Here is an 11,979-nt window from a genome sequence, read left to right as displayed (position 1 = left end):
CCGGCATAATCCTTCACAATGTGGAAACCTGATATGCCGTTTCGACAACACAGCCTGTCGCAGGACGGTCTCGACTAACATGCGGCTGATAGAGTAGCTTGGCTGGGGCTAGATCAGTATGACTTTTGATTGAAACAATCAAAAATCATGAAACTGATCGCTTTCAAAGTGCAAGAGCAATTTTACGGGTTGAGTTGAACCCATATTGCTCTAGAGATTTCAGGGAGACTACCGATGCAATATCACGCACCGGCCACTGTAAAAGATGCCGTAAAACTGCTGGCCGGTTCCAAGGGCAGCACGCAAATTCTTGCTGGCGGCACCGATCTGCTGGTTCGCATGCGGTCAGGCTTTTCCGAGCCCGATACCATCATAGACATCAAGCGGATATCGCCGATGTGCAAGATCGCGCGCGACGGCAAGGGCTTCTCCATCGGCGCGGCGGTATCGTCGGCGGAAATGAGTGAAAACGCGGCACTCGCCAAAGCCTGGCCCGGCGTGGTTGAATCAGCCGCATTGATCGGATCGACGCAAGTGCAGGGCCGCGCCACCATCGCCGGCAATCTGTGCAATGCCTCACCTGCCGCAGACAGCGTGCCTGCCATGATTGCAGCGGGTGCGAAAGCATTGATCCGCGGACCGAAAGGCAAGCGCAAGTTGGCCGTTGAGAAAATCTGCAAGAGCCCCGGCAAGACAATCCTGAAAAAGGGCGAACTCATCGAGGCCATTGTGCTGCCGGCAAAACCTGCCAGAACCGGCGATGCCTATCTGCGCTTTATCCCGCGCACTGAAATGGACATTGCCGTGGCCGGTGCAGGCATCTGCGTGACCCTGGATGCCAAGGGCGTGTGCACAGCTGCGCGCGTTTCTCTCGGGGCGATTGCACCAACCGTCCTGCTGGTCGCCAAGGCGGCCAAGGCACTGATCGGCACCAGGATCGACGATGAGGCGCTGGATGCGCTCGCGGCTGCCTGCTCTGCCGCAGCCCGTCCGATTGACGACAAGCGCGGCACCAAGGAGTTCCGCATTCATGTTGCCGGCGTATTGGCCCGGCGTGCCGCCATCATTGCGCGCGACCGCGCACTCGGAAAATCTTGAGGAAAAATACTGATGTTTCAAATCCAGGTTTCAACATCCATCAACGGTGATGACACGGAATTCTCCTGCGAGGCAGACGAGACCCTTCTCGATGTCCTGCGCGACCGCCTCGGCATGACCGGCTCCAAGGAAGGCTGCGGCACAGGCGATTGCGGGGCCTGCTCGGTGATCGTAGACGGCAGGCTGGTGTGTTCCTGCCTGATGCTGGGAGCAGAAGCACAAGACCGGGAAATCCAGACCATCGAAGGCATGGCCGACGGCACCGAACTGCATCCGCTGCAACAGAAGTTCCTGGATCATGCAGCGCTTCAATGCGGCGTCTGCACGCCCGGCTTCCTGGTTGCGGCAAAGTCGCTGCTGGAACGCAATGACGACCCCACGGAAGAAGAAGTCCGCTACTGGCTGGCCGGCAATCTGTGCCGCTGCACCGGCTATGACAAGATCGTTCGTGCCGTTCTCGACACCGCCAAGGACATGAGAAAACCGGCAAAAACAAAGAAACCTGCTGCGAAGAAGAGGGTAAAGGCATGAATTTTCAACCTGGCAAAGACACCCTGAAGCGCAACTTCAAGACAGTCGGGACCCGGACCCCGCGCCCCGATGGTCTGGACAAGATCACCGGACGCGCCCAGTTCGGCGCTGACGTGACGGCGCCCGGCATGTTGTGGGGCCTGGTACTGCGCAGCCCGCATGCCCATGCCCGCATCAAGAAGATCGACACTTCAAAGGCAGAAGCGGTCAACGGCGTCCACGCCGTGGTCACGGCAGCCGATTTCGGGCCCTGCCCGGACGATGTCCTTGATATCCGCGAAAACGTCATGGCCCGCGAAAAGGCTCTGTACGACGGCCATGCCGTGGCAGCCGTAGCCGCCACAAGTCGCGCGGCGGCCAAGCAGGCCCTCAAGCTGATCAAGGTCGACTATGAGGTTTTGCCGCACGTGACCGACGTGGACGAGGCAATGAAACCGTCTGCGCCGATCATCAACAACAAGCTGTTCACCAAGGGTCTCGACAAGACACCGAGAAAACCGTCCAACGTGGCGGAACGCTTTGAGTTCGGCCATGGCGACGTGGAAGCTGGCCTCAAGCAGGCCGATCTTGTCATCGAGCGCACCTTCAAGACCGAAGCCACACACCAGGGTTACATAGAACCTCATGCCTGCCTGGCAAGCATGGGTTCAGACGGCATGGGTGACATCTGGTGCTGTACGCAAGGCCACTTCATGGTGCGCCAGGTCTGTTCGGCCCTGCTCGGCATGGATGCATCGGCCCTGCGCGTGACCGCATCTGAAATCGGCGGCGGTTTTGGCGGCAAGACCACGGTGTTCATCGAACCGGTGGCACTGGCCCTGTCGCTGAAGTCAAACCGTCCGGTAAAAGTTGTCATGTCGCGCTCTGAAGTGCTGCGCGCCAGCGGACCGACCTCGTCAACCTCCATAGATGTCAAGATCGGCATGAAGAAGGACGGCACCATTACCGCTGGCGATGCGACGCTGCGCTACCAGGGCGGCGCGTTTCCCGGTTCGGCGGTTCCCTACGGCGCCATGGCGGCGTTTGCCTGTTATGACCTGAAGGCGGTACGCGCCGTTGGCTATGACGTCATCGCCAATCGCCCGAAACAGGCAGCCTACCGGGCGCCCGGCGCGCCGATGGCTGCCTATGCGGTTGAAAGTGTGGTTGACGAACTGTGCAAGGAACTCAGCCTGGATCCACTCGATGTGCGCCTGAAGAACGCGTCCTCTGACGGCTCCAGGGCGTCATACGGTCCAAACTTTGATGTGATCGGGCTGCGCGCCACGCTGGAAGCGGCCAAGGCCCATCCCCACTACAAGGCAAAGCTGGGTCGCAACCAGGGCCGCGGCGTGGCCTGTGGCTTCTGGTTCAACTTTGGTGGCGAGACCTCGGTATCTCTCAATGTGAGCGCTGACGGCACCATCGGTTTGTCTGTCGGTACACCCGACATTGGCGGGTCGCGGGCCTCCATCGGCAATATGGCAGCGGAAGAACTCGGTGTCCCGCACGACAAAGTACGCTGCATCATCGCCGACACCGCCTCGCTGGGATATAATGACGTCACCGACGGCAGCCGCGTCACGTTCGCGTCCGGCCTTGCCGCCATCAACGCCGCACGCGATGCGATCGGCAAGATGTGCGAACGCGCAGCCGGCATCTGGGGCATACCGGTTGAAGCTGTCACATGGGAAGATGGCGCTGCGCGCCCGTCCAGTCCCAATGCCGGCAAGCATGAACCGCTGACCCTGGCCGATATCGCGGACCAGGCCGGTGCCACCGGTGGTCCCATTTCCGGTCACTGCGAAATCAACGCCGAAGGCGCCGGTGTCAGCTTTGCCACCCACCTGGTCGATACCGAGATCGATCCGGAGACCGGCTACGTCAAGGTCTTGCGCTATACCGTGTTCCAGGATGCCGGCAAGGCGGTTCACCCGTCTTACGTGGAAGGACAGTTCCAGGGCGGCGCCGTGCAGGGCATTGGCTGGGCGCTGAACGAGGAATACATCTATGGCAAGGACGGCACCCTGCAGAATGCCGGCTTCCTGGACTACCGTATCCCGGTTGCCTCAGATCTGCCCATGATCGATGCCGTGATCGTTGAAGTTCCCAATCCGGGCCATCCTTACGGTGTGCGCGGTGTTGGCGAAACCTCGATCGTTCCGCCTCTGGCCGCCATCTCCAACTCGGTTTCAAGCGCTGCCGGGGTCCGCATGACGCAATTGCCCATGTCGCCGCCAAAGGTGCTGAAGGCACTGGGCCGAATCTAGGGTCAGGAAGCCGCTATGGTCAAGGTTCAGGTCTGGGGCTCACTCAAGCCCGCTCTTGAAGGGGCAGACGAGATCGAACTGCAGGCAGCCAGCATCCGCGAGGTGCTGGACCAGCTTTCGGACACCTATCCGGCCATGAAACAGGCCATTACGCGCGGCGTTTCAGTGTCGGTAGACGGGCGCATGTATGCCAACGCCATCATGGTACCGCTGAAACCGGACTCTGAGGTTTTCGTGCTGCCGAAACTGGTTGGGGGCTAGGCCTGTGACATCTGAAATCATCATTCCCGCAATTGCCGAAGACGGCTCGCTGTTTCCCATCGAGAAGATGGAAGCCCACCGCACAGATCAACAGCATCTCGCCATTTCGGTGTTCGTGTTTTCAGGCAGCAGGCTGCTGATCCAGCAGCGTGCGGCGTCCAAGTATCATTGCCCCGGCAAATGGGCCAATACCTGCTGTTCCCACCCACACTGGGGCGAAGCCGTGGAAGATGCCGCATCACGCCGCATCGGCGAGGAACTGGGCATCAGCGTGCCGCTGAGCAAGACAAGCATTTTTGAGTATCGTGCCGATGTGGGCGGCGGGCTGGTTGAGAACGAGCGTGTGCACGTGTTTACCGGTCACGCGGACGAGACCGGTCTGGTGATATCTCTCAATGCAGAAGAAGTCAGTGCAACCAGGTGGGTGGAAGTATCGGAGCTGGCAGGGCTTTTGGAGCAGCAGCCGGACAGCCTGTGTCCGTGGTTCGCCATCTATATCAGCCATTGGAACGAGCTGAAGCTGGGTCAGTAGGCCAGCCGGGTAATTGTGCTGGCGTCGTGTGCTTAGGTATCGCTGTTAGGCTTCAACACAGGCGTGAAGGCTGCACGGATCAACTGAAATCCGGCCCTTGACCGGCCAGTGCACATCAGACTTGTAGATAACCGTTACGTTGGATCCTGCGATTTCGGCAGCTTTGCTGTTAGCAATAGACGCCGCCGCCACGGTCGCAGTTACGCTTGTTGCGGCAATCAGGCCTGCTATCAGTACTTTTGAAAAACTGGTCATCACTCTTGCCTCCGGATACTCGTGAGGGTGTCTTGCTGTTCGTTTGATGAACACAACATGCCAAATAGGCATCCGGAGTGATGTGCAATTGATCACATCATGATTTTCATTTTAAAATCAATAATTTAAAGAGATGAGACTGGACGCGTCGTGGACCGGAACCCTTTCAGATCACTGTGAACAGTCAGTTGTGGCCGGCTTGAGCGCCCTAAATGGCAAGATACTCATGCCGCAGTTGCTTGTTATCGAGCACTTCCTGGGCCGTGCCGTCATAAACGACAGTTCCGGTATCAAGAATGACAGCGCGATCAGCCAGATTGAGTGCAGCAACCGCGTTCTGCTCGACGATGATCGTCGTGATGCCCTGTTCACGGATAAGATGCAGGGTTTTCTCAATTTCCTGCACGATAACCGGTGCCAGACCCTCATAAGGCTCATCAAGCAACAACAGCTTGATGTCACGCGCCAGCGCACGGCCGATCGCCAGCATTTGCTGCTCACCGCCGGAAAGTGTCGTGCCTTCCTGCTTGCGGCGTTCACCAAGGCGCGGGAACAATTCATAAATCCGCTCAATCGACCAGCCGATCGGCTTTTCGATCTGCGCCAGCTTGATATTCTCTTCAACTGTGAGGCCCTGAATGATGCGCCGGTCCTCCGGCACCAGTCCAACTCCGCATTGGGCCGCCTCATAGGACCGCATCAGGTGCAGCGGCTGATGGTCGAGCCAGACTTCGCCATGTGTGAGCATCGGATCGTCGAGCCGCGCAATGGCCCGCAGTGTGGATGTCTTGCCGGCGCCGTTGCGGCCAAGCAGTGCCAGGATCTCGCCCTCGTGGACGTTCAGGCTGACATCCTGGACAATATAGCTTTCGCCGTAATAGGCCTTGATCTCATGGGCTGCAAAATACACCGGCGCATGCGACGCCATATTCGGATTCTGCTTTGTAACCTGCGTCATTCGTGTGCCCCTCCAAGATATGCTTCCTGGACTTTCGGATTGCCTTTGATCTTAGACGGCACGTCCTCAACGATCGGTGTGCCTTGCGCCAGCACCGTGATCTTGTTGGCAAGCGAGAACACGACGTGCATGTCGTGCTCGATGATCACCATGGTAATACCGCGTTTTTCTTCAATTTCCTTGAGCAGTTCAATCGTGTTGTTGGTATCTGCCCGCGCCATGCCCGCCGTCGGCTCGTCAAGCAACAGGAGTTTTGGGTCCTGGGCCAGGCACATGGCCATTTCCAGCCGGCGCTTGTCGCCGCGTGACATGGACGCCGCAATGTCATGGCGCTTGTCGGCCATGTTAACGTCGAGCAGCATCTGCTCGACCTTGTCGTGAATATCCTTTTCGCCCTTGATACTGGTCAGGGGATTGAGCTGGAACGCCCCGTCGCGTTTTGCAAAACAGGCGATCATGACGTTTTCAAACACCGAAAGCGTCGAGAATATCTCCGGTGTCTGAAACACGCGGCTGATGCCGAGCTGGTTGATCTGGTGCGGCTTGAGACCCAGAATTGACTTCCCCTCAAAAGTGACAGAGCCGGTGTCCGGCTCAAGCTTGCCGACCAGCACGTTAAGTAGTGTTGACTTGCCGGCACCGTTGGGACCGATGATGGCGTGAACAGTGCCTTCTTCAACGCTGAGATTGACATCACCGAGAGCCTGCAGTCCGCCGAACCGCTTGTTGATGTCCTTGATTTCAAGAATTCCCATAGACTTAAGGCCTCACTCAGCGGGTTTCGGGTCTGCGATCGGCTCGTCCTGCGTCCGGTTTTTACCGGTTATCCTGTTCCAGATACGCTGGCCGCCATCGACCAGGCCGCCCGGTAGGAATATCACGATCAGCATAAACATCAGGCCGAGAGTGAGGTGCCAACCCTTGCCCACAAACGGATAAATGATCGCAACCAGGAAGTTGTCAATGCTCTCCGGCATGAACGAAAACCAGCCGTGTAGTACGGTATCGTTGATCTTGGAGAAAATATTCTCGAAGTACTTGATGAACGCGGCACCGAGGATCGGCCCGAGCAGAGTGCCGGCTCCCCCCAAAATGGTCATCAGCACGACTTCGCCCGACGCAGTCCACTGCATGCGCTCTGCGCCAGCAAGCGGATCCGTCGCAGCAAGCAGACCGCCTGCCAGCCCGGCGTACATGCCAGATATCACGAAGGCGGCCAGCGTATAGGGTCGTGAATTGAGGCCGGTATAATTCAACCGTGTCTGGTTGGTTTTGATGGCGCGCAACATCAGGCCGAACGGCGAGCGGAATATACGCATGGCGATATAGAATGCGACAATCATAAAGACTGCGCACACGTAAAAGCCCGTATTGAACTGGAAGGCCCAGGCACCAAATTCAAGTGTCGACGTAGCATTCATTTCAAGGCCGAACAGGTGGGTAACGTCTGGTCCATTGCCTTTCAGATACTGCGGATCGCTGGCGTAGACCTGCAATCCAGTTTCCCCGTTTGTCAGGTTGAAGCTGGGGTTTGACAGGACCGAATAGGCCATTGCGAAGCTCATTTGAGCAAACGCAAGCGTCAGGATCGAAAAATAGATGCCCGATCTGCGCAGGCAGATATATCCGATAGCGAGCGAGAACACGCCTGCCACAACGATGGACAGGGCAATCGCCGGGATGATGTTGAAGCTCAACAGTTTGAACATCCACACAGCCGCATACGAACCGACGCCCAGAAACGCCGCATGGCCAAATGACAGATAGCCGGTCAGGCCAAACAGTATGTTGAAACCGATGGCAAAGATGCCAAAAATCACAAAGCGCTGCATCAAATCGGGATAGCCGGCATTGAACTGTGCCAATGCGGATTCGGTGGGAAACGGGTTCAGCAGAAATGGTGCCAGCAGCGTGATGGCAATCACGAACAAGAACATTGTCGTGTCTTTTTTATCAAGTCCGAACATTGCCTTACTCCTCCATCACGCCTTTGCGTCCCATAAGACCGCGCGGGCGGGCAAGCAGGATGATGATTGCGACAAGATAAATGATGATCTGATTGATACCGGGGATCGTCGTTGTGGCCCAGGTCGTGGACGCGAAACTTTCCAGAATACCCAGCAGGAATCCCGCCAGTACAGCACCCGGCAGCGAACCCATGCCACCGACAACAACAACTACGAAGCTGAGAACGAGGAAATCCATGCCCCAGTGGTAGTTCGGCGGATTGATCGGCGTGTACATGACGCCGGCAAGTCCCGCCACCGCGGCAGCAACGCCGAACATCAGCGTGAAGCGACGGTCAATGTTGATCCCCAGGAGGCCGACGGTTTCCCGATCAGCCATGCCGGCACGCACAACCATGCCAAAGGTCGTGAACTGAAGGAACGCAAAAACACCGGAAATGACAATGGCGGCAAACACGAAATACACGATACGCCATGACGGATAAGGTAGGCTCAGGTCCAGCCACGCGCCCAAATTCCATACCCCCGCTAGAATGTCAGGTGCAGGCGTCTGGATGGGGTTGGCACCAAAAATCGCCTTCACGATCTCCTGCATGACAATCGCGAGACCGAAAGTCACGAGTATCTGGTCTGCGTGGGGTCGTTTGTAAAAGTGGCGTATCAGACCACGTTCCATGACATAGCCGATCAGCAGCATGATCGGAATGGCGGCCAGTATGGCCAGCGGCACCGACCAGTTTATGATCGCCTGGCCGGTGGCTTCGCCGAACCACGCCTCCACGTAAGGTGTCTGAATCTGGAGCGGATTGCCCAGAAAATCCTTTTTCTCCGGATCGAGGGTCACAATTGACAGGTTCAGCACCCGCTGCAGGGTTACTGCAACAAATGCACCGATCATGAAGAGCGCCCCATGGGCGAAATTTACAACGCCCAGCGTTCCAAAGATAAGCGTTAGGCCCAAGGCTATAAGAGCGTAAGCGCTGCCCTTGTCTAGGCCATTCAGAACCTGAAGAAGGAATGCATCCATGTTCCCGGTACCACTGAAAATTTAATAATGAAATTGCCCACCAGATGCTGGATATCAGCATTAAATGTGCACCGGTTCAATCGAACCGGTGCACAACTCTTGAAAAATCGAACGATCAGGCGCCCGAATTACACTTGCCAAGTGTAGCGTCATCACCACCGAACATAGGATGGTTTGGCGGATATGTGACATTGGCAACCGGGGTAATCTCCACGATTTCCAGCGTGTCGAACTTCGTGCTTGGATTTTGAGCACCGCGCACGACGAGAACGTCCTTGAAGCACTGGTGATCTTCCTTGCGGTAGCTCGTTGGACCGTTGCCGAGACCGTCGAACTCGAAGCCTTCCAGAGCCTCGACAACCCCACACGGGTTGAACGTTCCAGCACGTTCGCATGCGTCAGCATAGAGCAGAACCTGAGCATAGCAGGTCTGTGCCGAATTCGACGGCGGACGTCCGTACTTTTCACCGAACGACTTGACGAAGGCCTTGGAGCCGGCATTGTCCAGCTGCCAGTTGTAGTTCATCGAACCCAGCACGCCCTTGATGTTGTCGCCGGCACCTGCCGCCATCAGCTCTGAGTAAAGCGGAACGACAATCTTGAAGTCTTTGCCGTTCACTGCCTTGTCCAGCAGGCCGAACTGAATCGCATTGGTCAGTGAGTTGACCATGTTGCCGCCGTAGTGGTTCAGAACCAGCACGTCTGCACCTGCGTTGATCACGGGAGCGATATAGGATGAGAAGTCGGTCGATGCGAGCGGGGTCTTTACCGTGTTGACGGTTTCCCAACCCATGGCTTCGGTGGAAGCCTTGATCGACTCTTCCTGGGTCCAGCCCCAGTTATAGTCAGCCGTGAGGTGATATGCGCGACGATCCTTGCCCATTTCCTTGGCCAGCACAGGTGCCAGAGCGGCACCGGACATGTAGGCATTGAAGAAGTGGCGGAAGCCGTTTGCCTTGCGGTCCTTGCCGGTGGTGTCGTTGGCGTGGGTCAAACCGGCCATGAAGATGACGCCAGCTTCCTGGCACAGTCCCTGAACAGCCACGGCCACGCCTGAAGAAGAACCACCGTTGATCATGACGGCACCGTCTTTTTCGATCATCGACTTGGCTGATGCGCGGGCAGCGTCGGACTTGGTCTGAGTGTCGCCGGTTACGAACTGCACCTTCTTGCCAAGGATACCGTTGCCCTTGAGCGCCTTCGATGTGAACGTGGCAAGGCAACCGCCGTCGCCTTCACCATTGAGGTGTTCGACAGCAAGCTTCTGTGCCAGCAACTCGTCATTGCCTTCGTCGGCATAAGGTCCGGTCTGGGGCACATTGAACCCGAGCGTGACAGTGCCGCCCTTCGGTTCGTTGGTGTAAGAATACGCTGGACGCGTCAGCAGTGTTGGCATGGCAAGGCCGGCGCCAACTGCAGCGCCCGACTTGATCAGGCCACGACGCGTGAAATTAAGTTTTGACATTCAATCCTCCCGTTAGGAAATGCGGCAAGATTGCTTCCCTTGCCGTTCAAGCTAAATTTTAGCCTTGTACAACCAATAGTAGATTAGCGGGCTCCGCTATTCGACGATGGTATAGCTTGAGACCCGCATTCGTCTCAGAACACAACAAATCCCGGCGAATTGACCTGCTTTGGTGGAGATCGGTCAAAACCACGGGTAAATTCAGACGGTTAACCGTCTTCAGGCATTGGACGCGGAATGGACTTGAATGACCGGCACATTGTCCTGCGTCACAATGGTATATTCAGATTGTTGCATGCACGTGATGAACTGCTTATGTGCATATGCGGAGAACAAATTATGCAATCCACCGACCGGCCACAATTTGAGATTGACGAAGCCAACATCCCGGCCGGATGCAAGGCATGCGGTGCACGGCAATTCGGAATCTGCAGCGCCTTGAAAGCGTCCGAGCTGGCTCACTTCTCTACCGTGACACGCCGGCGCAAAATCGTTCACGGCGAGACAATCAGTTTCGAAGACGATGAAGTCGTGGACTATGCCAACATTGTCTCAGGTGCGGTAAAACTGACCAAACTGCTCAGTGACGGACGCCAGCAGATTGTCGGGCTGCAGTTTGCGCCGGAGTTCATCGGCAAGCCGTTCTCCGAAAAAGTGTCGATTTCCGTAGAAGCTGCAACCGATGTCGAGATCTGCGTGTTCCCCAAGGCCGAACTTGAGAACATGCTCAAACAGCAACCGGATTTTGAACATCGCCTGCTTGAACAGACCCTGGTCCAGCTCGACGATGCCAGAGCCTGGATGGTGACACTCGGGCGTAAAACGGCTCAGGAAAAGGTTGCCAGCTTCCTGCTGCTGCTGGCTGACCATATCGGCAAACCGGCTCCTGACAATCCGACCCACAGCGAGTTCATGCTGCCGCTCAAACGAGCCGATATCGCCGACTTTCTTGGCCTGACCCTGGAAACGGTCAGCCGGCAGATGACCAAGCTGCGCAAGATGGGGGCAATCGATATCAGGAAGAACCTTGAAGTAACGGTTCATGATACCGACAGGCTGGTCGCAATCTCCGGTGGTGATTAAAGCCAGTTACTTGCCCCTGGTCTTGTACTCGATCAGCGGTATCAGGCACTCGTGTTCAAAGGCCACATGCCGCCGGATCGAAGAGAAAAAACCACGCAACATGTAGCCCGCGGACTCAGGGTTTGCAGGCCTTCCCGTACAACCGCAGTCGTGCAGCAGGCACGCAATCTCATCTGCAAAGGAATCGTCTTCCAGATGCTCCTGGCGCAGCCGGTCCAGGCTCGCCTGCAGACGCTTGTCGTCCGGATAAGCCTGCATCAACCGCGGGAACAGTTGGGTCTCTTCCATCATCTGGGCATTTCGGACTGTCGGCAGAACGCACCTCGACAAAGCCAGGCAACTTTGCACGTCAACCTGGTTGGGCAGGCAATCGGCGAAGTCCTCCAGCGCATCGCAAAGCTTCATTTTCAGGCGGTGATGTTGCCGGAACTCGGTGAGGCTCTTGCCAAACTCCTGTACGTCGGTTCCGGACGGTTCAAGCAGATAAATCAGCATCGGACGTCACCAGGCCTCAGGACTATAAGTTGACATTCACGCGCATCAGATGTGCACT

The 11,979-nt window shown here is 56.8% G+C and carries 13 protein-coding genes and 1 pseudogene; 6 read left to right on the top strand and 8 right to left on the bottom strand.

The window, feature by feature from the left end; translation table 11 throughout:
• The first annotated feature begins 234 nt into the window (after window positions 1-234).
• From DHN55_RS06555 to idi, 5 genes are read left to right on the top strand one after another with little or no spacing between them, the layout of a single operon-like run.
• The gene (locus tag DHN55_RS06555) at window positions 235-1,098 is read left to right on the top strand and encodes an FAD binding domain-containing protein (RefSeq protein WP_108880526.1); all 864 of its coding nucleotides are present in this window, start codon (window positions 235-237) and stop codon (window positions 1,096-1,098) included.
• A gap of 12 nt (window positions 1,099-1,110) precedes the next feature.
• A complete protein-coding gene (locus DHN55_RS06550; protein ID WP_108880525.1) occupies window positions 1,111-1,629 on the top strand; it encodes a 2Fe-2S iron-sulfur cluster-binding protein in 519 nt (172 codons plus the stop codon).
• On the top strand, window positions 1,626-3,878 hold the full coding sequence (locus tag DHN55_RS06545) for a molybdopterin cofactor-binding domain-containing protein (protein ID WP_108880524.1): 2,253 nt from the start codon (window positions 1,626-1,628) through the stop codon (window positions 3,876-3,878). The genes DHN55_RS06550 and DHN55_RS06545 overlap by 4 nt, the downstream gene beginning before the upstream one ends.
• 15 nt (window positions 3,879-3,893) lie before the next feature.
• Window positions 3,894-4,139 carry a MoaD/ThiS family protein gene (locus DHN55_RS06540; RefSeq protein WP_108880523.1) on the top strand — a complete coding sequence of 82 codons (246 nt, stop codon included), beginning with the start codon at window positions 3,894-3,896 and terminating at the stop codon, window positions 4,137-4,139.
• A 4-nt stretch (window positions 4,140-4,143) separates the two neighbouring features.
• Complete coding sequence (idi, locus tag DHN55_RS06535) at window positions 4,144-4,671, top strand: isopentenyl-diphosphate Delta-isomerase (RefSeq protein WP_108880522.1); 528 nt, start codon at window positions 4,144-4,146, stop codon at window positions 4,669-4,671.
• Between the two features lie 45 nt (window positions 4,672-4,716).
• Here idi and DHN55_RS06530 read toward each other — a convergent pair whose 3' ends face one another.
• The 7 genes and pseudogenes from DHN55_RS06530 to DHN55_RS06505 all read right to left on the bottom strand — a co-directional run bounded on the left by DHN55_RS06530 (window position 4,717) and on the right by DHN55_RS06505 (window position 10,343).
• Window positions 4,717-4,926 (bottom strand): hypothetical protein, encoded by a 210-nt coding sequence (locus DHN55_RS06530; protein ID WP_108880521.1) that lies wholly within the window; start codon window positions 4,924-4,926, stop codon window positions 4,717-4,719.
• A gap of 208 nt (window positions 4,927-5,134) precedes the next feature.
• Window positions 5,135-5,884, bottom strand: coding sequence for an ABC transporter ATP-binding protein (locus tag DHN55_RS06525; protein ID WP_337659986.1), 750 nt, complete (start codon window positions 5,882-5,884; stop codon window positions 5,135-5,137).
• Complete coding sequence (locus DHN55_RS22590; protein WP_443111125.1) at window positions 5,881-6,015, bottom strand: hypothetical protein; 135 nt, start codon at window positions 6,013-6,015, stop codon at window positions 5,881-5,883. The genes DHN55_RS06525 and DHN55_RS22590 overlap by 4 nt, the downstream gene beginning before the upstream one ends.
• A gap of 105 nt (window positions 6,016-6,120) precedes the next feature.
• Window positions 6,121-6,639 (bottom strand): annotated as a pseudogene (locus DHN55_RS06520) (ABC transporter ATP-binding protein); the annotation flags it as partial.
• Between the two features lie 12 nt (window positions 6,640-6,651).
• Window positions 6,652-7,851: an ABC transporter permease subunit gene (locus tag DHN55_RS06515; protein WP_108880519.1), complete on the bottom strand. Its 1,200-nt coding sequence runs from the start codon at window positions 7,849-7,851 to the stop codon at window positions 6,652-6,654.
• A gap of 4 nt (window positions 7,852-7,855) precedes the next feature.
• Window positions 7,856-8,878, bottom strand: a complete 1,023-nt coding sequence (locus tag DHN55_RS06510; RefSeq protein ID WP_108880518.1) for an ABC transporter permease subunit — start codon at window positions 8,876-8,878, stop codon at window positions 7,856-7,858.
• A gap of 115 nt (window positions 8,879-8,993) precedes the next feature.
• Window positions 8,994-10,343, bottom strand: a complete 1,350-nt coding sequence (locus DHN55_RS06505; protein WP_108880517.1) for an ABC transporter substrate-binding protein — start codon at window positions 10,341-10,343, stop codon at window positions 8,994-8,996.
• A 339-nt stretch (window positions 10,344-10,682) separates the two neighbouring features.
• Between DHN55_RS06505 and DHN55_RS06500 the strand changes: the two genes are divergently transcribed.
• Window positions 10,683-11,426: a helix-turn-helix domain-containing protein gene (locus DHN55_RS06500; RefSeq protein WP_108881748.1), complete on the top strand. Its 744-nt coding sequence runs from the start codon at window positions 10,683-10,685 to the stop codon at window positions 11,424-11,426.
• Between the two features lie 6 nt (window positions 11,427-11,432).
• Here the strand turns inward: DHN55_RS06500 and DHN55_RS06495 are convergent, their stop codons facing one another.
• Window positions 11,433-11,921, bottom strand: coding sequence for a hemerythrin domain-containing protein (locus DHN55_RS06495; protein ID WP_108880516.1), 489 nt, complete (start codon window positions 11,919-11,921; stop codon window positions 11,433-11,435).
• Between the last annotated feature and the right edge of the window lie 58 nt (window positions 11,922-11,979).

This window comes from Anderseniella sp. Alg231-50 (assembly GCF_900149695.1).
Taxonomy (GTDB): domain Bacteria; phylum Pseudomonadota; class Alphaproteobacteria; order Rhizobiales; family Aestuariivirgaceae; genus Anderseniella.
The sequence above is the reverse complement of the archived record's forward strand: the minus strand, read 5'-3'. Positions and strand labels throughout refer to the sequence as shown.